This is a genomic window from Pantoea sp. AG1095, from assembly GCF_003208415.1.
Classification (GTDB): domain Bacteria; phylum Pseudomonadota; class Gammaproteobacteria; order Enterobacterales; family Enterobacteriaceae; genus Pantoea; species Pantoea leporis.
Genome location: NZ_QKMJ01000001.1, coordinates 567,996 through 588,166, shown reverse-complemented (window position 1 = coordinate 588,166; position 20,171 = coordinate 567,996). Strand labels below are relative to the sequence as shown.

At 57.6% G+C, this 20,171-nt stretch carries 18 protein-coding genes; 7 read left to right on the top strand and 11 right to left on the bottom strand.

What is annotated here, in order from left to right:
- The first annotated feature begins 163 nt into the window (after positions 1-163).
- Entirely contained in the window at positions 164-1,807 is a 1,644-nt protein-coding gene (fumA, locus tag DEU53_RS02875; RefSeq protein ID WP_110865968.1) for a class I fumarate hydratase FumA, read from the top strand.
- Between the two features lie 101 nt (positions 1,808-1,908).
- Here the strand turns inward: fumA and DEU53_RS02870 are convergent, their stop codons facing one another.
- Together DEU53_RS02870 and DEU53_RS02865 are read right to left on the bottom strand one after the other, a co-directional pair.
- On the bottom strand, positions 1,909-2,121 hold the full coding sequence (locus tag DEU53_RS02870; protein WP_110865967.1) for a hypothetical protein: 213 nt from the start codon (positions 2,119-2,121) through the stop codon (positions 1,909-1,911).
- Between the two features lie 173 nt (positions 2,122-2,294).
- Positions 2,295-3,815, bottom strand: a complete 1,521-nt coding sequence (locus tag DEU53_RS02865; RefSeq protein ID WP_110865966.1) for an aldehyde dehydrogenase family protein — start codon at positions 3,813-3,815, stop codon at positions 2,295-2,297.
- A 238-nt stretch (positions 3,816-4,053) separates the two neighbouring features.
- Between DEU53_RS02865 and DEU53_RS02860 the strand changes: the two genes are divergently transcribed.
- Positions 4,054-4,617 (top strand): class I SAM-dependent methyltransferase, encoded by a 564-nt coding sequence (locus DEU53_RS02860; protein WP_110865965.1) that lies wholly within the window; start codon positions 4,054-4,056, stop codon positions 4,615-4,617.
- Here the strand turns inward: DEU53_RS02860 and DEU53_RS02855 are convergent.
- Positions 4,605-5,330, bottom strand: coding sequence for a glutamine amidotransferase (locus DEU53_RS02855; RefSeq protein ID WP_110865964.1), 726 nt, complete (start codon positions 5,328-5,330; stop codon positions 4,605-4,607). The two genes, DEU53_RS02860 and DEU53_RS02855, sit on opposite strands and share 13 nt — an antisense overlap.
- A gap of 190 nt (positions 5,331-5,520) precedes the next feature.
- Between DEU53_RS02855 and DEU53_RS02850 the strand changes: the two genes are divergently transcribed.
- Positions 5,521-6,405, top strand: coding sequence for a DMT family transporter (locus tag DEU53_RS02850; protein ID WP_101760776.1), 885 nt, complete (start codon positions 5,521-5,523; stop codon positions 6,403-6,405).
- 46 nt (positions 6,406-6,451) lie between these two features.
- Entirely contained in the window at positions 6,452-7,813 is a 1,362-nt protein-coding gene (locus tag DEU53_RS02845; protein ID WP_110865963.1) for a CoA transferase, read from the top strand.
- Positions 7,814-7,816: 3 nt separating this feature from the next.
- On the opposite strand, the gene DEU53_RS02840 is transcribed toward DEU53_RS02845, so the two are convergent.
- Genes DEU53_RS02840 through ghrA form a run of 3 tightly spaced genes read right to left on the bottom strand, consistent with a single transcriptional unit; the run spans position 7,817 to position 10,105 of the window.
- Complete coding sequence (locus DEU53_RS02840; protein WP_110865962.1) at positions 7,817-8,377, bottom strand: molecular chaperone; 561 nt, start codon at positions 8,375-8,377, stop codon at positions 7,817-7,819.
- Positions 8,378-8,404: 27 nt separating this feature from the next.
- Positions 8,405-9,142: a phosphatase gene (locus tag DEU53_RS02835; protein WP_110865961.1), complete on the bottom strand. Its 738-nt coding sequence runs from the start codon at positions 9,140-9,142 to the stop codon at positions 8,405-8,407.
- Positions 9,143-9,166: 24 nt separating this feature from the next.
- On the bottom strand, positions 9,167-10,105 hold the full coding sequence (gene ghrA, locus DEU53_RS02830; protein ID WP_110865960.1) for a glyoxylate/hydroxypyruvate reductase GhrA: 939 nt from the start codon (positions 10,103-10,105) through the stop codon (positions 9,167-9,169).
- Between the two features lie 207 nt (positions 10,106-10,312).
- Here ghrA and treA point away from each other — a divergent pair, with 207 nt between their 5' ends.
- Both treA and DEU53_RS02820 read left to right on the top strand, forming a co-directional pair.
- A complete protein-coding gene (gene treA / locus DEU53_RS02825; protein ID WP_110865959.1) occupies positions 10,313-11,992 on the top strand; it encodes an alpha,alpha-trehalase TreA in 1,680 nt (559 codons plus the stop codon).
- 262 nt (positions 11,993-12,254) lie between these two features.
- Positions 12,255-14,354 carry a TonB-dependent siderophore receptor gene (locus DEU53_RS02820; RefSeq protein ID WP_110865958.1) on the top strand — a complete coding sequence of 700 codons (2,100 nt, stop codon included), beginning with the start codon at positions 12,255-12,257 and terminating at the stop codon, positions 14,352-14,354.
- Positions 14,355-14,416: 62 nt separating this feature from the next.
- Here DEU53_RS02820 and DEU53_RS02815 read toward each other — a convergent pair whose 3' ends face one another.
- Positions 14,417-14,665: a GlsB/YeaQ/YmgE family stress response membrane protein gene (locus DEU53_RS02815; RefSeq protein WP_008102737.1), complete on the bottom strand. Its 249-nt coding sequence runs from the start codon at positions 14,663-14,665 to the stop codon at positions 14,417-14,419.
- A 186-nt stretch (positions 14,666-14,851) separates the two neighbouring features.
- On the opposite strand from DEU53_RS02815, the gene DEU53_RS02810 reads away from it, so the two are divergent.
- Positions 14,852-15,586 (top strand): flagellar brake protein, encoded by a 735-nt coding sequence (locus DEU53_RS02810; RefSeq protein WP_110865957.1) that lies wholly within the window; start codon positions 14,852-14,854, stop codon positions 15,584-15,586.
- Between the two features lie 128 nt (positions 15,587-15,714).
- On the opposite strand, the gene DEU53_RS02805 is transcribed toward DEU53_RS02810, so the two are convergent.
- From DEU53_RS02805 to DEU53_RS02790, 4 genes are all read right to left on the bottom strand, one after another.
- The gene (locus DEU53_RS02805) at positions 15,715-17,202 is read right to left on the bottom strand and encodes an FGGY family carbohydrate kinase (RefSeq protein ID WP_110865956.1); all 1,488 of its coding nucleotides are present in this window, start codon (positions 17,200-17,202) and stop codon (positions 15,715-15,717) included.
- A 2-nt stretch (positions 17,203-17,204) separates the two neighbouring features.
- Positions 17,205-18,149, bottom strand: a complete 945-nt coding sequence (locus DEU53_RS02800) for a transketolase family protein (RefSeq protein ID WP_110865955.1) — start codon at positions 18,147-18,149, stop codon at positions 17,205-17,207.
- Positions 18,142-18,975, bottom strand: a complete 834-nt coding sequence (locus DEU53_RS02795; RefSeq protein WP_101760786.1) for a transketolase — start codon at positions 18,973-18,975, stop codon at positions 18,142-18,144. Before DEU53_RS02795 ends, DEU53_RS02800 begins: the two co-directional genes overlap by 8 nt.
- An 88-nt stretch (positions 18,976-19,063) precedes the next feature.
- A complete protein-coding gene (locus DEU53_RS02790) occupies positions 19,064-20,170 on the bottom strand; it encodes an ABC transporter permease (protein ID WP_101760787.1) in 1,107 nt (368 codons plus the stop codon).
- Between the last annotated feature and the right edge of the window lies 1 nt (position 20,171).

Genomic DNA, 20,171 nt, shown 5'->3' with positions numbered 1-20,171 from the left:
GATGTTGCTTCGATGTTAAAAACGGAGCCGCGCATTACCGTGAAAATGTTATGATACTCGCCAGTCAGCCCCTGCGGAGGGCTGGCGAGAGAAAATCGAATAACAAACTGCCTAATTTGTCGCCCGTCATGCTGGCGGGCCACACGAAGCTAAGTGAGCCAACATGTCGAACAAACCCTTCTATTATCAGGATCCCTTTCCTCTCGCCAAAGATGATACCGAATACTATCTGCTGAGCCGCGATTACGTCTCGGTGGCCAACTTCGATGGCGAAGAAGTCCTGAAAGTCGATCCCAAAGCGCTGACGCTGCTGGCGAAGCAGGCATTCCACGATGCTTCCTTCATGCTGCGCGCCTCGCATCAGGCGCAGGTCGCGTCCATTCTTGCCGACGATGAAGCCAGCAAGAACGACAAATACGTCGCCCTGCAGTTCCTGCGCAACTCCGAAATTGCCGCCAAAGGCGTGCTGCCAACCTGTCAGGATACTGGCACCGCCATCATCATGGGCAAAAAAGGCCAGCGTGTCTGGACCGGTGGCGGCGATGAAGCCGCGCTGTCGCAAGGCGTTTACAACACCTTTATTGAAGATAACCTGCGCTATTCACAGAATGCCGCGCTGGATATGTATAAAGAGGTGAATACCGGCACCAACCTGCCGGCGCAGATCGACCTCTACAGCGTTGATGGCGACGAATACAAATTCCTGTGCATCGCTAAAGGTGGCGGTTCCGCCAACAAAACTTATCTGTATCAGGAAACCAAAGCGCTGATTACGCCCGCCAAATTGAAGAACTACCTGATCGATAAAATGATGTCGCTGGGTACCGCGGCCTGTCCGCCGTACCATATCGCATTTGTGATTGGCGGGACTTCAGCCGAAGCCACGCTGAAAACCGTCAAGCTGGCCTCAACCCACTATTACGATTCGCTGCCGACTGAAGGCAACGAGCATGGTCAGGCGTTCCGCGACATTCAGCTGGAAGAAGAACTGCTGAAAGCCTCGCAGGAGCTGGGCCTCGGCGCGCAGTTTGGCGGTAAATATTTTGCGCATGATATCCGCGTAGTGCGTCTGCCGCGTCACGGCGCATCCTGCCCGGTGGGTATGGGCGTGTCATGTTCCGCAGACCGAAATATCAAGGCCAAGATCAACCGAGAAGGCATCTGGATTGAGAAGTTGGAAGACAACCCAGGCCGCTATATTCCGGAAGCGCTGCGTCAGCAGGGTGAAGGCGAAGTGGTGCATGTCGATCTTAACCAGCCGATGAGCGAAATTCTGGCGCTGCTGTCGGCTTATCCGGTCTCAACCCGCTTGTCGCTTAACGGCACCATCATCGTGGCGCGCGACATTGCGCACGCCAAGCTGAAAGAGCGCATCGATAACGGCGAAGGCCTGCCGCAGTACATCAAGGACCATCCGGTCTATTACGCGGGTCCAGCGAAGACGCCAGAAGGTTATGCCTCCGGTTCACTTGGCCCAACCACTGCAGGTCGTATGGATTCCTACGTTGATCTGCTGCAGGCCAATGGCGGCAGCATGGTGATGCTGGCGAAGGGCAACCGTAGCAAACAGGTTACCGATGCGTGTCAAAAACACGGCGGCTTCTACCTGGGCAGCATCGGCGGCCCGGCTGCGGTGCTGGCACAGCAGAGTATTAAGAGTCTGGAATGCGTGGAGTATGCCGAACTCGGCATGGAAGCGATCTGGAAGATTGAAGTGGAAAACTTCCCGGCATTCATTTTGGTGGATGACAAAGGAAACGACTTCTTCCAGAAGATTCACAATAACTGTGCCGCCTGCGTGAAGTAATCTGCGCATCGCACCACAAAAAAGCCGTTATCTTGTGATAGCGGCTTTTTTATTGCGATATTTCTGACGAATTGATCATCGAATGAGGCAAAACAGAAAGGTTAAAAACGGAATTGGCTCTCCAGTTGACGCAATGTTTCCATGCGTTGTGCCGTAGCGATTTCGCGCGCTTTTACTTCCAGCAGCAGGTCAGCATCGTTCTGGCCAATCACATACACCGCCTGACGCCCAGGCAGGTTAACGGTAATAATATTTTGCTCCACACCGTCCAGCATCTCATCATGCTGTTCCAGGTAGTTATACAACGTGTTCATGAAATCTCCTTGAAAATAGGTGGGCTATTCTGCCCAATCGCCTCCTTTAAACACACAAGACCTGGCTTAAAGATGCCACCTTGATCAGAAAATTCTGGCGAAGTGAATATCCTGCAGCGGCAAGATGACGAAGAGATGAAAAGGCAGCGAGATTGCCCCGCCGCCGTTTTCAATCAGAAGAAACCCAGCGGTTGCGTGCTGTAGCTCACCAGCAGGTTTTTCGTTTGCTGATAATGATCGAGCATCATTTTGTGGGTTTCGCGACCAATACCCGATTTCTTATAGCCGCCAAACGCCGCGTGCGCCGGATAGAGGTGATAACAGTTAGTCCACACGCGACCGGCTTTGATGGCGCGGCCCATGCGATAGGCGCGATTGATGTCGCGCGTCCAGACGCCCGCGCCCAGTCCGTAAATCGAATCATTGGCGATTGCCAGCGCTTCCGCTTCATCTTTGAAGGTCAGCACACCAACCACCGGGCCAAATATCTCCTCCTGGAACACGCGCATGCTGTTATCGCCTTTCAACAGCGTCGGCTGAATGTAGTAGCCGCTGGCAAACTCTTCGCCCACTTTCTCTACGCCGCCGCCGTGCAGCACCTGCGCGCCCTCTTGCTGCGCAATTTCCAGATAAGAGAGAATTTTGTCGAACTGCTGCTGCGACGCCTGCGCGCCAATCATGGTTTCGGTATCCAGCGGATCGCCACGTTTAATGGTTTTGATGCGCTTCATCACCGCCGCCATAAACGGCTCAAAGATCGATTCCTGCACCAGCGCGCGCGACGGACAGGTACAAACTTCACCCTGATTAAGGAAGCCCAGCACCACGCCTTCTGCCGCTTTCTCAATGAAACTCTCTTCAGCATCCATGATGTCTTCGAAGAAGATGTTCGGCGACTTGCCGCCCAGTTCAACGGTGGACGGGATCAGGCTTTTCGCCGCTAGCTCCAGAATATGGCCGCCGGTGGCAGTGGATCCGGTGAAGGCGATTTTGGCGATGCCCGGATGGGATGCCAGCGCTTCGCCTGCCTCTTTACCGTAGCCGTGTACCACGTTGATCACACCCGGCGGCAGCAGATCTTTGATCACGTCCATAAACAGCGTAATCGACAGAGGTGTTTGCTCGGCCGGTTTCAACACCACGCAGTTACCTGCGCCAAGCGCCGGCGCCAGTTTCCATGCCGCCATCAGCAGCGGGAAGTTCCACGGAATGATTTGCCCGACCACGCCCAGCGGTTCGTGGAAGTGATAGGCGGCGGTGAACTCATCGATTTCAGCGGCGGTGCCTTCCTGCGCACGCACGCAGCCAGCGAAATAGCGGAAGTGATCGACCGCCAGCGGCAGATCCGCCGCCAGCGTTTCGCGTACCGGCTTACCGTTATCCCAGGTTTCGTTGACCGCGATATATTCCAGATTCTCTTCCAGCCGATCGGCAATTTTCAGCAGCACCAGCGAGCGTGCCTGCGGCGAGGTTTTGCCCCACGCATCGGCAGCGGCCTGGGCGGCAGCCACGGCGTTATCGATATCGGCGCGGTCCGAACGGGGAAATTCGCCAATGGTAGAAGCATTGATCGGTGAAGTGTTGACGAAGTAGTTACCGTTCACCGGCGCAACAAATTCGCCGTTGATAAAGTTGCCATAACGCGATTGCAGAGTAATGAGAGAACCTTGTTCTCCCGGAGCAGCGTAACGCATGGTGTTTCTCCTTGCGGGACAGAGTGGCGATTAACAACTATGAAACCTGTTATTAACATTGGGCGATCCACGCCAGCCTGTCAGATCGTAAAAGGGGAAACTGTGACCGCACCGAGGGAAATGTGGCGAGCGTAGGCCGCTACAGATAATTCCGAGTTTTCCCGCTTATGCCGCAAAAAGCGGAACATGGGCGAAATATGTGGTCAATATGAAGCAGGATACTAACCAGGAGAAACAGATGTTGGCTTCAGCCCTGACGTTAATGCGTGCCAAAGCGAACTTTGTTCAGCAATTTATCCGCAACCCGCGCAAAATGGGCAGCATCACGCCCTCTTCCGCCGCGCTGTGCCGCACCATGTGCGATGCGGTGAACTGGGATAACAGCCTGCGTATCGCCGAACTGGGTGCCGGAGATGGCGTGCTCACGCGTCACGTGCTGGCGCGCATGTCACCGCAAGCACAGCTTGATGTGTTTGAAATCAGCCCGGAACTGGTGAAAAGCCTGCGTGGATTGCCTGATGCGCGCATGCAGGTACGCGCCTGTTCGGCGGAATATCTCGCCGGAGAATATGATGTGATTTTTTCTGGCCTGCCGCTGCTGTCATTACCGCCCGCCACGCGCGATAACATCCTCAGTGCGGTGCATGATGCGCTGGGTCCACGCGGCGTATTCGTGCAGTTTCAATACACCTCGTTCACCCAGCCAAATTTGTCACGCTACTTCACCTGGGAACGCCAGCGGGTGCTGAAAAATATGCCACCCGCGTGGGTTTATCGCTGCACGCGCAACTACGCGCCCTGAGCCTGCGCGCGCGGCTGCGGCCGCGTTTGTAGCCAGAAGCTGCGCAACAGTCCGCGCGACCAATCTTCGCCTGAAAGAACCGTGCCATCGTCACTGACGCCCGCCGGTAAACAGGCGGTCATAATCTCGCGGGTAAATTCCGGATGGAACTGCACCGACAGCGCCTGCGGCGAATAACGCAAAATCTGACAACCATCCTGCGCCGAGCTCGCCAGCACCTGCGCATGCTGCGGCGGCGTTAACACCGATTGCCGATGTGACAACCACGCCTGAAACTCGCCCGGTAGATCGGCCAGCCAGGGATCGTTGTGCCCCTGCGCATTGCGCGTCAGCGGTTTCAGTCCACGCTCCCAGCCCTGCGGGTTATCACCCACTTTGCCACCCAGCGCATACGCCATCAGTTGATGCCCGTAACAGACGCCCAGCAGCGGCAGCTCCGCCTCCAGCGCGCCACGAATCCAGGCGGCGGTGCGTTCGCTCCAGTCAGCGTGATCGGTGACCATCGCCCAGGAACCGCTGAGGATCGCGCCACTGACGCGGTCAAAGGCCGGTAAATCATCGCCCAGATGCGGACGCACAATCACATAGTCATCGGGCTGCAGTTGCAGCGCGTCGATAAACCAGCGGGGTTGTTCACCAATTTGCGCCACAACCTGCGGCGGCGGGATTTCGAGTTGAATCAGAGCAAGAGGTAAAGCGCGGGTGTGTGTCATGCCGAATACGGTCCTCGTTATGGTCGCCTTTCGGACATCCACTTTGACAGTAAATCAGCGACATGTCTTATTTTTTTCCTGCATAAGCTAATGCTTATGCGAAAAAAATGTTGCCCGACATGCCCGAAGTCCGCGCCTTCATGCCATCATTAGCCGGTGATCATCTTTATACAGCGTGAAGGAAGACCTCGTGGCAGTGCGGCATTTTTTAATGGTTCTGATGGTGGTTTCCATTTGGGCTTTCAACAACGTGGCGGTGAAGTGGGGATTACTGGAACTTCCGCCGCTGTTTCTCACCTGGATGCGCTTTGTGGTGGTAGCGATTGTGCTGGTGCCATTCTGCCGCATTACGCGCGCGCAACTGCCGTGGCTGCTGACGCTGGCATTCACCTTCGGTTTTATGCACTTCTCGCTGCTGTTTGTCGGCATGCGCTACACCGATGCCGGCACCGGCGCCATCGTGGTTCAGCTCGGTACGCCGATTGCCATGCTGCTGGCGATGGTGATTCTCAAAGAGAAATTGCGGCTGGTGCAGCTGTTTGGTATCGCCATTTCGCTGAGCGGCGTGGCGGTGCTGTCGGGCAGCCCGACCATTCCGGCCTGGTGGGTGCTGTGTATTCTGTTGTGCAGCGCGTTTGGCTGGGCGATCAGCAATATGATTGTGAAAAAATCGCCGCCGATACAACCGCTGACGCTCACCGGCTGGATCTCCTTCCTTGCGGTGCCGATTGTCGGTGCCGCTTCGTGGCTGACCGAATCCCATCAGTTTTACGCGCTGAGCCACGCGGGCTGGCGCGGCTGGTTTGGCATTCTGTATAGCGCACTCGCCTCGTCGATTGTCGCCTATACGCTGTGGTACGCGCTGCTGAAGAAATACAACGTCAACCTGATCATGCCCTATTCGCTGCTGACGCCGGTGCTGGCGGTATTGATGGGCGTTTTCGTCTTGGGTGACAGCATGAACAGCTTTAAGATCCTCGGTGCGTCACTGGTGGTGCTGGGCACCGCGATTGCGGTGATCAACCTGCGTAACCTGCGGATGCACGCGCGTTTCCCGCGCTTACGCCGCCGTTAATGCGCTCTGCTATGCTTGAGTCTCGCGCGTTTTCCGGAGACTCAACATGGATTCTCAACGTGCTGCCGCACTGTGGCAGCAAATGTGGCAGGGATTGCGAGGCGCGGACCCGCTTCCCTCGCCGACTTTTCTCCAGCCCGACACTTTTTCCTCTGCCTTCGCCGTCAGCGAATTAGCGGCCACCAGCATCGGCCTCGCCAGCCAGGCGCTAAGCGATCTGCTCGGCCAATCCGCGCCGGTCAGCGTTAATGTCCGTCTCGCCTCGCGCTGGTTTCAGCACAGCCTGATCCCGCTCAATCGACCGCCTGCTGCGCTGTGGGATGAATTCGCCGGTGATTACGCCAGCGCCGACGGCTGGATCCGCCTGCACACCAACGCGGCACATCATCGTGCGGCGATGGAGCGCGTGCTCGGCCAGCATGCCGATCGTGCCGCGCTGGCCGATGCGGTGGCCCGCTGGCCCGCCGCCACGCTGGAACAGGCGGTGATTGATGCCGGCGGCTGCGCCGCGCAGATGCGCAGCGAAGCGCAATGGCTGCAGCATCCGCAAGGCAGCGCCGTGCAGCAGGAAGCGCTGATTGCCCAACAGGCCACCGACGCCGCCCCGCCGCCCGCCTGGTCACAGTCGCCCGCGCGGCCGCTGCTCGGCGTGCGCGTACTGGATCTCACACGCATCATTGCCGGACCGGTGGCGACACGTTTTCTCGCCAGCCTCGGCGCGCAGGTGCTGCGCATCGATCCGCCCGACTGGCACGAACCCACGCTGGAAGAGGAGATCACCTGCGGCAAACGTTGTGCGCGGCTTGATATCAAATCCCGCGCCGGGCGCGAGCAGCTGCGCCAGCTGTTGCAGCACAGCGATGTGCTGGTACACGGTTATCGTGCTGATGCGCTGGAAAAACTCGGGCTGGATGCCGATACGCGCCGCCGACTCGCGCCGGGCCTGGTGGATGTCAGCCTCAATGCGTGGGGCTGGAGCGGGCCGTGGCGCAACCGGCGCGGCTTTGACAGTCTGGTACAGATGGGCTGCGGCATCGCCGAACAAGGCATGCGCTGGAGCGGCAATAATCAACCGACGCCGCTGCCGGTGCAGGCGCTCGATCACGCCACCGGTTATCTGATGGCCGCGGCGGTGCTGGAAGGTTTGCGTCAGCGCTTGACCAACGGCGTTGGCTGGCAGGCGCGCTTATCGCTGGCACGCACCGCGCGGCTGTTGCAGCAGTTCGGTGACGCGCCGCAGAATGCGCAAAACGGTATCTACGCGCAGCACGATGACGCGCTGAGCGCGATAGAGATCAATCAGTGGGGAATTGCGGAGAGATTGCGTGCCGCAGCGTATTTGCCCGGCACGCCAATGATCTGCGCAACGCCAGGCGTGAAGCTTGGCAGCAGCGCAGCAAGCTGGTAACGATTACGCCTCGTCGCCCTGCTCTTCGTTCAGTTCGTCGTACATCGCTTGCATTGCCTCACGGCTCAGCGCCGCCAGCGTGCGGTAAAACGCCGTGGTGGCATGCGCTTCCACTTTGCCGAGGAACGCGCCGCACCACGGCAGCAGATACTCATCAAACAGCGCCAGCTGCGCGGCAGATTCATCCTCTGCCGACTGATCTTCGAGCCAGGATGCCGCCAGCAGCAGCACGCCAAAGTGATCGGCAGGCGCTTCGCTCAGCGGCATGCCGCGCGCGCTGAGAAACTCACGCACGTCTGCTTCAGCAACACCGTTCGGCCACTGTGATGCGTACGGCGGCACGCTGCACTCGCTGCCGACAAACAGCGCATTGTAGTCAGCGGCCAGTGCCTGCGGATCGCTATTCTGCTGCAGGCGCGTCAACAGTTCGTCCTGCTCCAACGGCCACTGCTGTTGCAGTTTGCCTTCACGCAGCAGAGTGAACAGCGGCACCAGCAGCGGATCCTGCGGCTGGCGATTAAACAGCGAGCCGATGACGCGGCAGAGTATGGAAAACTCATTCATGCAACAGAATTCCTTGAGGCAAAAAAGTTAAAAATCAGCAAATTCAGCAATGTGTTTGCCGGTGCGCTGTTCGAGGAAGTCGAGCAGGCGACGCGGCGTGACATTTAACACGCGATCTTGCGGAAAATCCACTTCGCTGGTGATGCGCAGGCAGTGTTCGAAATTGCCCAGCGTAAACGCGGTATGCGAATCGGAACCAAACGCCAGACGTCCACCGGCATCACGCACCGCTTCGGCAATGGCGCGACAGTTCGGTTCGCTGCCCGGACGCGAATGGGTAAAGGAGGAGTTGTTGATCTCCAGCGCCACATCGTAATGCGCGGCGGCTTCGGCAATTGCGCGAATATCCACCGGGAACTTCGGGTTGCCCGGATGCGAAATGATATGCACCAAACCGCCCGCCATCGCCGCAATCATCGCTTCAGTGTGATGTGCTTTATCACGCGGCGCATAAACCGGTTCGTGGAAGCCCGCGACGATCAGGTCCAGCGCATCCAGCATCGGGCCGCTGCAATCGATCTCGCCCTGCTGATTTTTGATGTTGGCTTCGATACCGCGCAGCACGCCAACGCCATCAATCACGCGCGGCCAAATGCGCATGTTGACGAAATGCCAATAGTGCGGCGCATCGGCCATATCCGGGCCGTGATCGGTAATCGCGAACAGCTTCAGGCCGTTCTGTTTCGCCTGCGCCACATAATCATGCAGCGTGCTGTAAGCGTGCGTGCTGGCAACGGTGTGCATATGTAAATCAACGGGATACATCTTCATCTCCTGACCCAATGGGAATTAATAACCGCGCTGGCGATCGACCAAACCACCCGGCTGTTGACCTTGCTCCAGAGCAAGTATGGCATCCGCAATGTAATCCATCGCCTCGCCTGGCAAGGTAATCGCCGCAGTATGTGGCGTGATTGTGACATGCGGATGAGACCACAACGGATGATCCTGCGGCAGCGGCTCGCGCTGGAACACATCCAGCGCGGCGGCGGCCAGCTGACCGCTGTTGAGCGCCGCCAGCAGATCGGCTTCTACCACATGCGCACCGCGCGCCAGGTTGAGGAAGCAGGCGCCGTGCGGCAATGCGTTAAGCAGCTGGCTATCGATCAGGTTGGTGGTTTCCGGCGTGGTCGGCAGCAGATCGATTAGCACCTGCGTGCCCGCCAGGAAAGCATTGAGCTGTTCGCGGCCATGAAAGCTTTGCACACCGTCGATCTGCTTCGGCGAACGGCTCCAGCTGCGTAACGGAAAGCCCCACTGACGCAAACTCTCCAGCACGCTACGGCCTAATACGCCTGCGCCGAGCACGCCAATGGTGAAGTTTTCGCGATCGAAACCGTCCAGCTCCTGCCAGCAAGCCTGCTGCTGCAGTTCACGATAGTCGGCAAAACGGCGGAACCAGCCCAGCACGCACCAGTTGGCGTACTCCTGCATCTGGCGCGCCATGCCGGTATCTTCCAGGCGGAATAACGGCACAGTGTCGGCCAGCATCTGTGGATTGTCACGCAGCTGTTTGAGGATCTCGTCGACGCCCGCGCCCATGGCAAACACACCTTTCAGCTGACGCCCCGCCAGCATCTCAACCGGCGGAGAACGCACTACCGCATAATCGGCCGGCGCGTTGTCGCCCGGCTGCCAGTCACGCACGCGCGCCTCCGGCAAACGCTGACGCAAACCCTCCAGCCAACCTTGCGGCGCCAGCGACGGGTGATACCAGATTATCTCCATACGACTCTCCTTTTTTTGCTTCAGCCTCAGGCAAATAGCCGTACAGGGCAAGCAAAAACCTTAGCCTTGAGGCAATTTCTCACGTGATTAATTCCGGGCGCTTCACATTTCCACCGCTGTGCGAGGCTAAGCGGCGCGATTACGACTAAAGTTGTTCGGGTGGTCAATGCGTTAGCACACCACCTTTTCGGACAAGGAGAAAAACCGATGATAAAAAATGCCGTATTCACGCCCGCGCGTCTGACCTTTTTACTTAGCGCCGCGTTGCTGGCCGGTGCCAGCGCCGCACACGCCGACGATCAAAACCGCATGCTCAGCAACCAACCGCAGCCACCGGATGTGCGCCTGGGACCGTTGTTCAATGCGGTACAGCAGGCTAAATTTTATCCGGATCAGAAAACCTTCGCCGATGCGGTGCCGAAATCCAATCCCTCGTCGATTCTGGCCGACTGGCAGATGCAAAAAAACCAGCGCAACTTCGATCTCAAGCATTTTGTCGACAGCAACTTCACGCTGCCAAAAGAGGGTGACAAATATGTGCCGCCCGCCGGGCAAAGCCTGCGTGAGCACATCAACGGTTTATGGCCGGTGCTGACGCGTACCGCGCAAAGTGCCAGTCAGTACGATTCGCTGCTGCCGCTGCCCAAACCTTACGTGGTGCCTGGCGGACGCTTCCGCGAAGTGTATTACTGGGACAGCTACTTCACCATGCTTGGCCTGGCGGAGAGCGGACACTGGGATCGCGTACAGGATATGGTGGATAACTTCGCCACCGAGCTGGACAAATATGGCCATATTCCCAACGGCAACCGCAGCTACTATCTCAGCCGCTCGCAGCCGCCGTTCTTCAGCTTGATGGTTGACCTGCTGGCAACGCACAAAGGCGACGACGTCTATCGCCAATACCTGCCGCAGCTGCAGAAAGAGTACGATTACTGGATGGCGGACAGCGACAAAGTGGCGGCCGGCCAGGCCAGCAAACGCGTGATCAAACTCAGCGACGGCACGTTGCTTAACCGTTACTGGGACGATCGCGATGCGCCGCGTACCGAATCCTGGCTGGATGACGTCAACACCGCGAATAAAGCGCCGGAGCGCAATAAGCAGCAGGTATATCGCGATCTGCGTGCGGGCGCGGCTTCGGGCTGGGATTTCAGTTCGCGCTGGTTCACCGATGCGCACAATCTGGCGTCCATCCGTACCACGCAGCTGGCACCGGTTGATCTTAACAGCCTGATTTTCCACCTCGAACAGACACTGTCCAAAGCCGCCAAACTGGATAAGCAGGATGACAAAGCCAAACAGTTCGCGGCGGATGCTGAGAAACGTCAGGCGGCGATCAATCGCTACCTGTGGGATGACAAAAAAGGCTGGTACGCCGATTACGATTTCCAGAAGAAGCAGGTGCATTCACAGCTGACCGCTGCGACGCTATTCCCGCTCTATATGCAGCTCGCGAGCGATAAGCAAGCTGAACGCACCGCTTCCGCAGTTGAAAAACAGCTGCTGAAACCCGGCGGACTGGTGACCACCACGGTGAATAACGGCCAGCAATGGGATGCGCCAAACGGCTGGGCGCCGCTGCAATGGGTGGCGGTAGAAGGTCTGGAGCATTACAAGCAGCCGAAGTTGGCGCAACAGATTGGTCAGCGCTTCCTGCAGAACGTGCAGGCGACCTACGACAAGGAACATAAGCTGGTCGAGAAATACGTAGTTGAAGGCGCGCAGCTGGGCGGCGGTGGCGGCGGTGAATATCCGCTGCAGGACGGCTTCGGCTGGACCAACGGTGTGACGCTGAAGCTGCTGGATAAGTACTGCCCGAAAGACAAAACCTGTAATAACGCTGGCGATATCCCGAATATGCCGGTTTTAAGTCGCGCGAAGTAATTACCTCTATTCTGCCGGGCGAATAAGCCCGGCAACTGCACATTCCCGTAGCGGCGCGATTTACTGCGCGATCCAAAGCTGGGCAAGGTGCAACTAATGCCATGCGCGATAAATCGCGCCGCTACAGCTCGTGCCTGTCATCTGTGCATTTTCCTCACATTCCTCTAGCAACAAACTCACATCTTGAAACATCCGCGACAAAAGATAATAATTCTCAATCTGATATCGATAGCTATTCCCATTAAAATAACAGGAACCTCTCATGACCTCGTTGTTTACCCTTAAACGTGGCCGCGTACTGTGCGCGCTTGCGCTGGCTTTACCCGCGGCAAGCTTCGCTGAAGAGTCGATTGTCGTGACAGCGCAACCGCAAGAGAGCGCCACCTCGCCGACGCAGGGCTATCTCGCCACGCGCAGCAGCGGCGCCAGCAAAAGCGATCAGCCGCTGATTACTACCCCGCAGTCGATCTCGGTAGTCACGCGTCAGCAGATGGAAGATCAGGGCGCGCAGGATCTCAATCAGGCGCTGGGTTACACGCCGGGCGTCTTCACCAACTTTGGCGGCGCGGCCACGCGTTATGACACCATCGCGCTGCGTGGTTTCCACGGCGGCGATGTCGATAACACCTTCTTCGATGGCCTGCGCGTGATGAGTGACGGCGGCAGCTTCAACATCCTGCAGGTGGATAACTGGTTCCTCGACCGCATCGATGTGATTAAAGGTCCCTCCTCCGCGCTCTACGGCCAAACGGTGCCGGGCGGATTGGTGAATATGGTGAGCAAGCGCCCGCAGTTTGCTGAAGAGGGCCACTTCCGCCTGGCGACCGGCACCAACGCCACCAATAACGCCGCCTTTGATTACAGCAACGCCATCAACGATCAGTGGGCATTTCGCGTAACCGGCATTACGCGCAACAGCGATACCCAATACGATCACACCCGCGAAGAGAAATATGCGATTTCGCCACAGCTGATGTGGCAGCCAAGTGAAGATACCAACTTAGTGCTGCGCGCCTACCTGCAGAAAGATCCGTCCGGCGGCTATCACGGCTCGGTACCGGCGGAAGGCACGCTCTATAGCCATAATGGCCGCAAATTGAGTGACAGTTTCTATGAAGGTGACACTGCGCTCGATCAGTTCAAACGTCGCGAGCAGATTTACAGCTATGACTTCTCGCATCGCTTCAACGATGTGTGGTCGGTGTACTCCACCGGCAGCTACAGCCACTCCAATACCGAGCTCGATCAGGTTTATCAGATTGGCTGGAACGCAACGAATCCAGACCTGCTGAACCGCTACTACTCCGGTGAGCGTTCATCGCTGAGCGCGTGGGCCAATGACAACCGCTTGCAGGCTGATTTCGCTACCGGCGCGGTTCAGCATCGCGTGACGCTGGGCGCGGAATACCATCGCTATAAAAACGACATCACCGAAGCCAGCGGTGCCGCCAGCGCGCTGAATGCGTGGAACGGCGAAGAAGTGGGCATCATGCCGGACTTCGACTGGACATCGCAGACGCGCCGCTACTATCAAACCGGTTTGTATCTGCAGGATGAGTTGCAGCTTGATCGCTGGCATCTGGATTTGTCGGGACGCTACGATCGCATCGTGTCGGAAAACGGCACCAGCCGTCGTCAGGACGATCACATCAGCGGCCGCGCTGCGCTGCTATATGCCTTCGAGAACGGCATCTCGCCTTATGTCAGCTGGAGCCAGGCAATAACGCCGGCTTCGTTAACCGATCCTTTCGGCAATCAGCTAAAACCGACTACGTCAGAGCAGTATGAAGCGGGCGTGAAATATCAGCCGCTGGGCACGCGCGATATGTACTCAATCGCAGTCTACGATTTGACCCAGGACGATGTCGCCAACCGTAACGTGCTGGACGGCACTTACACGCCGTCGGGCAAAGTGCATTCGCAGGGCATTGAACTTGAGGCGCGTAATCAGCTGACGTCGCGTTTTAGCACTATCGCCGGCTACACGCTAAATCATCTGCGCTTTAAAGATTCGGTGGACGGTAACGATGGCCATACGCCGTATGTGACGCCGAACAGCATGGCATCGTTGTGGGGACATTATCAGTTTGACTACGGCTTGAGCGCCGGTGCGGGTGTGCGCTATATCGGTAAACAGTGGGCGGATAACGAGAACACCACGCGTCTGCCATCGGTAACGCTGTTTGATGCGTCGGTTCGCGCCGATCTTGGCGCATGGAACTCACAGCTGAAAGGCGCCTGGCTGCAGGTGAATGCCAACAACCTGACCGATAAGACGTATCTGGCCGCCTGTTACGGCACCGGTTACTGCTATCGCGGTGCTGAGCGCACGGTCATGGCCACGGTGGGCTACGACTTTTAATCAGGCATAAAAAAATCCGCCACCCTTTGCGGGATGGCGGATTTCATCAAATACTGGCGCGATTAACTTCGCACTTTACGGTAGATCCACAGCACCACAATGGCACCAATCACTGCCACCACGAAGCTGCCAAAGTTGAAACCGTCAACTTTACCGAAACCAAACAGGGTACTGATCCAGCCACCGACAACCGCACCCACCACACCCAGAACCACGGTGATGATAAAGCCGCCGCCATCTTTACCCGGCATAATCCACTTAGCGATAATCCCGGCAATCAGACCAAAAATAATCCATGAAAGAATACCCATGTACTGCTCCTTACGTTATTAATCAATGTGTTCACCGCCTCTAGTATAGACGGGATTTTATGATCTGCATCCCAACTTGCCGCCGTAAATAGCCGTTAGCTGACTAAAGGTTAGCGCAGCGACGCCGATAACTGACGAACAGCATTGTCAGTCGTGAAAATAACAATCGGATAAGTGGAGCAGGACGTGGGAGAAGCCGATAAAGAACAATACCTCAAGCGAGGCACGTTAGCGGTTTTGGGCGTGATGAAGGACCTGTTGCGTTTTCAAACCCTGTTGATGGTGAATTTTTCGCGCGGTCAGTTTATCAGTCGCTTGCTGTCAGCCGATGAAGATCAGGTGATCTTTGACCTCGGCAGCAACGCGCTGGATAACGATTTAGCGCTGCAAGGTGGCGAAGTGAATATTGCCGCCGAAACGCACGGTGCCAAAGTCGAATTTGGCTTAACCGGTTTACAGCGGGTTGAATTCGAAGGCTTACCCGCTTTTGCTGCGTCGCTGCCGGAACTGGTGTGGCAGATTCAACGTCGTGAATTCTTTCGCGTCAATGCGCCGCTGGAACCGGTTTTTTATTGCCACAGCCAGTGGCCTGATGGGCGTACCGCGCGTTTCCGCCTGCAGGATTTGTCACTGGGCGGCGTCGGCGTGCTGCTGGACGAAGCGTTACCGGAAGGCCTCAATCGCGGCGATACCTTTAAAAACCTGCGCGTGGATTTAGCTGAGTATGGTCACTTTGAGGTGACTGCACAGCTGCTGCACATTGGTGAACGCACCGTAGTGACCAGCAAGAATGAAACCCGCGCCACACCGCGCCTTAGCTTCCGCTTTACCGCCATCGAACCGATTCAGGAACGCCAGCTACAGCAGGTGATTTTTGCGCTGGAACGTCTGGCGCGTGATAAAGCCAACCGTTTTCAGTAGCGCTGCACGTTTATCACCGTACAACATCGTAGCGGCGCAATTTATTGCGCTATGTGGCATGAGATAAATGTCTAAAAAGCGCGATAAATCGCGCCGCTACGAAGCGTGCGCGATTTATATAACGATAATCAATGCGGCTGATAACGGCAACGCGCCACCGCATCCAGCCAGCCGTGATAATTCTCTTGCATGCTTTTCGCCTGATCCTCACGCGGCGTGATCACGCTACCGCCCTGTAACGCCTGCATCTCACTACCCTGCTGCCACCAGCCTAAGGTGCGGCCCGCTAATAGCGCGGCGCCCAGCGCAGAAACTTCTGCCGTCGGCACGCGTTTCAGTGGCCGCTGCAATACATCGGCCTGCATCTGCATCAACCAGCTATTTTCCGTGGCGCTGCCATCCACGCACAGCGCAGGAAGTTGCACGCCACTGGCCTGCTCCATGGCAAAAAACACATCGGCGATCTGGAAGGTGATCGACTCCAGCGCCACGCGCGCCAGCACCTCCGGCGTCGCCGCATCGGTCAAGCCACATACCATGCCGCGCGCTTTCAAATCCCACCAGGGCGCGCCAAGACCGGAAAGCGCTGGCACAAAATAGATGCCCTGATTGTGTTCGCTACGCTGCGCCAGCGCAGTGAGTTCTCGCGGATCATCAATGCCAAGCATGCGGCCCAGCCACGCCGCGCCGGAACCGGTGTGGGTAATGTTGCCTTCAAAGGCATAGCGCAGCGTGCCGTCGTGCCACGCCACCGTGGTGCTGAGGCCATTTTCCGTCAGCAACGGCGTCGCCATCGACATCATCAGTGATGAACCGGTGCCGTAAGTGGCTTTCACCACCTCTTCGCTGCCGTTGCGCTGCGCTTGCAGTGCAGCGTGCGAATCGCCGATGCGTGACAAAATCGGCGTGCCGGGCGCTAAACCGGGAATATCGTTGCGTGTCACCACGCCTTGCGCGCTGGCCGAGGGCACAATCTGCGGCAGCGCCGCGCGGGGAATATGGAACAGCGCCAGCAATTCATCATCCCAGTCGCCGCTGTGCAGGTTGTAGAGTTGGGTGCGTGCCGCATTGGCGTGATCGGTGACGAAGCTTTCGCCGCCGCTCAGTTGCCAGCTCAGCCAGCTATCCACGGTGCCGATACAGAGTTCACCGGCCTGCGCGCGCGCGAATCCATTCGGCAACGCAGTAAACATGCCGGTAAGTTTGCCGGCCGGAAACATCGGATCGACCGCCAACCCGGTGAGTCCGGTGATGCGCGGGGCTTTACCCGCAACGCGCAGATCGCGGCAAAACGCCTCCGAGCGGCGATCCTGCCAGCTGACGAGCGGCGTCAGCGGCTGACCGTTATGTCGCTGCCAGATCAGCACCGATTCGCGCTGGTTACTGATCGCCACCGCCGCAACCTGCGCCCCCGCACACTGCGCCAGACAAGCGCTCACCGCCTGCTTCACCGCCTGCCATATCGCCAGCGGATCCTGCTCCGCCAGACCCGGCTGCGGATGTTCCAGCGTCAGCGGCTGACTGCCGCGCGCCACCACATTGCCGGCACGATCGACCGCAATCGCTTTCGCGTTGGTGGTGCCTTCATCAATTGCCAGTATCAACGAACCTGCCATCTTTACGCTCCTGCACAGATGCGCGCTGCACTCTTCACTACGCTGGCGGCATCAATGCCATGTCGGGCACGGGTTGAGGCGCGATCGCCGGCAATCGCGTATTCGCCGTCGGGGATGCCCAAACGCAGCAGCGGGATGCCACAGCCGCCTTCCGCCAGCACTTCCGCCACCAGGCTGCCGACGCCGCCGTTGACGTTGTGTTCTTCCACGGTAATGACCGCTGGATAGTGATTTAACAGCTCGCGCAGCTGTTGGGTATCACAAGGTCGAATCGATGGAATGCTGATCACACCTGCTGTAATGCCTTGCTCATGCAGTTGCTCGGCGGCGTGAACCACCTCGTGAACCGTCGAGCCCATCGCCACCAGCACAATGTCATAACCTTCACGTAACACGTCGATTTGGCCAGGACGGAATTGATAGTTTTCATCGTGCAGCTGCGGCAGATCCTTACCGTCCAGACGGATATACACCGGCCCGACATGCGCCAGCGCATACTCAATAATCTGGCGGCACTCCAGCGGGCAGGATGGCGCATAGATTTCGATGTTGCCGAAGCCGCGCATCACCGCAATGTCGTCGATGCTGTGATGGGTGCTGGCCAGCGGGCCGTAGCTGGCACCGGCATTCAGGCCAAACAGTTTAACGTTGGTGTTGTTGTAGCAGACGTCGACTTTAACCTGCTCATTGGCGCGGGAAACCAGGAACGGCGCGGCGTTGCAGGTCACGGCCACTTTGCCGCCAATTGCCAGACCGGCGGCGGTGCCCACCAGCGTTTGCTCCGCGATACCCACGTTGATCAGGCGATCGGGGAATGCTTTGATAAAGGGCGCAATTTTGGCGGTTGAGGTGGAATCGGCCACCACCGGCACTAAATCGACACCACGATTAACCGCATCAATAAATGCCTCAACCATTACCGTCGCCAGGTGTTTTGCATTACTCATCTTTTAATTCCTCCAGTGCCAACGCAATCTCTTCCCCTTTCGGCACACGGTGATGCCACTCCGGTTTGCCCTGAATAAAGGAGATGCCGAAGCCTTTTTCGGTATGCGCCACAATCACCTGCGGCTTGCCGCTGTTGCGCGGCAGGTTTTCGATGGCGTCCACCACCGCCGCCATGTCATTGCCGTTGCACTCACTCACATCCAGACCAAAGGCGCGCCATTTTTCCGGCAGCGGATCGGTATTCATGATGTCGCGCGTATGCCCCGCCAGCTGCAGCTTGTTCTTGTCATTGATGATCACCAGGTTATCGAGGCCGTAATGCGCCGCCACCAGCGCCGCTTCCCAGTTGCTGCCTTCCGCCAGCTCACCGTCACCGGTGACGACAAAAATGCGTCGGTCGCTGTTATCTTTCTTCGCCGCCAGCGCAATGCCGACCGCCACCGGTAAACCGTGACCCAGCGCGCCGGTGTTCAGCTCAACGCCCGGCGTTTTTTGCCGCACCGGATGGCCCGGCAGATGCGAATCGGAATGCTGATAAGTTGGCAGCCATTCGGTGGGGAAATAACCGGCTTCTGCCAGCACGCAGTAATAACCGCCCACCGCATGGCCTTTCGACTGGATATAGATGTCGCGCTGCGGATCGTTGGTGCGATCTGGCGCGCAGTTCAGGATGCGGAAATAGAGCGCGGTAAGGATCTCAACCTGTGAGAGATCGGCACCGGTGTGACCGCCCGCCGGGCTGCCCGCATTAAGCTGGATGATGCGGCGGCGCACAGCGCGCGCTTTCGCTGCCAGATCCGCTACCGTGTATTTGAAAGGATTCATAGACACCTCTGAATTTTAAAGCATGGATGAATATTTATTCGTGATAAAGAAAAAAAGGTGCAGACAATCAGCGCCTGCACCCAACCGATTAACTTTTTGCCGGGCTACCGCCCTCCTCAATCAGCGCTTTCTGCGCCACCACCGCCGCTTTCTGCTGCATGCGGCTCTGCATTTGGTCGATGATCACCGCCACGATAATCACGATGCCTTTGATCACCATTTGCCAGAACTCGCTCACACCCATCATGATCAAACCGTCGGCGAGGAAGCCGATCACAAAGGCACCAATCAGCGTGCCAAGAATGGTGCCGCGTCCACCCGCCAGCGAGGTACCGCCCAGCACCACTGCGGCAATCGCGTTCATTTCAAAGGAGGTTCCGTTCGCCGGATGGCTGGCCACCAGCTGCGACGAGACCACGATGCCAGCAATTGCCGCGCAAAAACCGGAGATGGCATAGACCCAGATTTTCACCGACTTCACTTTCACGCCCGAGAGTTCAGCGGCGCGTTCGTTATCGCCAATCGCGTAAACCTGACGGCCAAACGGCAGGCGGCGCGCCACGTAGGCAATCACCAGCGCCAGCAGCACCATCATCCAGATGGCCCACGGCAAACCAAGGAAATAGCCAGCGCCAATCTTGTCGAATCCGGTATTCCCCAGCATTTCATTGCCCTGCAAACCGGGGAAGGTTTCGCCGCCCGAGGTGAGCATCGCCGTGCCGCGCAGGATGTACATGGTGCCGAGCGTGCAGATGAACGGAGCCACGTTATAGCGGGTAATGATCCAGCCATTGACCGCGCCAATCAGCCCGCCAATCAGCAATACAATCGGCACGATTAGCCACACGCTGGGGAAGATAGCGATGCCAAACATCGGCAACACAATGCCTTTGGTAATCAGCCAGCCGGCGATCATGCCGCACAGGCCGAGCGTGGCGCCGATAGAGAGATCGATGCCCGCCGTGATAATGACAAACGTGATGCCGAGCGCGAGGAAGGCGTTAATGGCGATGTGTTTCACCATGATCACCATGCTGCCCACCGCGAGGAAATCGGGCACCGTGATAGCGAAGAAGCCGACAATGAGAAACAGCGCAATAAAGGTGCGCAGTTTGAGCAGCAGCAAAATCAGGCTTTCGCGTGAGTTGAATGCTTTGACAGGCGATGCGAGCGCGAGCGCGCCATTGTTTTTCATA

What these genes read in the sequence shown, in the direction of transcription:
- fumA (WP_110865968.1), top strand. Translation starts at nt 164, where the DNA reads ATGTCGAACAAACCCTTCTATTATCAGGATCCCTTTCCTCTCGCCAAA.
- DEU53_RS02870 (WP_110865967.1), bottom strand. Translation starts at nt 2,121, where the DNA reads ATGAACACGTTGTATAACTACCTGGAACAGCATGATGAGATGCTGGAC.
- DEU53_RS02865 (WP_110865966.1), bottom strand. Translation starts at nt 3,815, where the DNA reads ATGCGTTACGCTGCTCCGGGAGAACAAGGTTCTCTCATTACTCTGCAA.
- DEU53_RS02860 (WP_110865965.1), top strand. Translation starts at nt 4,054, where the DNA reads ATGTTGGCTTCAGCCCTGACGTTAATGCGTGCCAAAGCGAACTTTGTT.
- DEU53_RS02855 (WP_110865964.1), bottom strand. Translation starts at nt 5,330, where the DNA reads ATGACACACACCCGCGCTTTACCTCTTGCTCTGATTCAACTCGAAATC.
- DEU53_RS02845 (WP_110865963.1), top strand. Translation starts at nt 6,452, where the DNA reads ATGGATTCTCAACGTGCTGCCGCACTGTGGCAGCAAATGTGGCAGGGA.
- DEU53_RS02840 (WP_110865962.1), bottom strand. Translation starts at nt 8,377, where the DNA reads ATGAATGAGTTTTCCATACTCTGCCGCGTCATCGGCTCGCTGTTTAAT.
- DEU53_RS02835 (WP_110865961.1), bottom strand. Translation starts at nt 9,142, where the DNA reads ATGTATCCCGTTGATTTACATATGCACACCGTTGCCAGCACGCACGCT.
- ghrA (WP_110865960.1), bottom strand. Translation starts at nt 10,105, where the DNA reads ATGGAGATAATCTGGTATCACCCGTCGCTGGCGCCGCAAGGTTGGCTG.
- treA (WP_110865959.1), top strand. Translation starts at nt 10,313, where the DNA reads ATGATAAAAAATGCCGTATTCACGCCCGCGCGTCTGACCTTTTTACTT.
- DEU53_RS02820 (WP_110865958.1), top strand. Translation starts at nt 12,255, where the DNA reads ATGACCTCGTTGTTTACCCTTAAACGTGGCCGCGTACTGTGCGCGCTT.
- DEU53_RS02815 (WP_008102737.1), bottom strand. Translation starts at nt 14,665, where the DNA reads ATGGGTATTCTTTCATGGATTATTTTTGGTCTGATTGCCGGGATTATC.
- DEU53_RS02805 (WP_110865956.1), bottom strand. Translation starts at nt 17,202, where the DNA reads ATGGCAGGTTCGTTGATACTGGCAATTGATGAAGGCACCACCAACGCG.
- DEU53_RS02800 (WP_110865955.1), bottom strand. Translation starts at nt 18,149, where the DNA reads ATGAGTAATGCAAAACACCTGGCGACGGTAATGGTTGAGGCATTTATT.
- DEU53_RS02795 (WP_101760786.1), bottom strand. Translation starts at nt 18,975, where the DNA reads ATGAATCCTTTCAAATACACGGTAGCGGATCTGGCAGCGAAAGCGCGC.
- DEU53_RS02790 (WP_101760787.1), bottom strand. Translation starts at nt 20,170, where the DNA reads ATGAAAAACAATGGCGCGCTCGCGCTCGCATCGCCTGTCAAAGCATTC.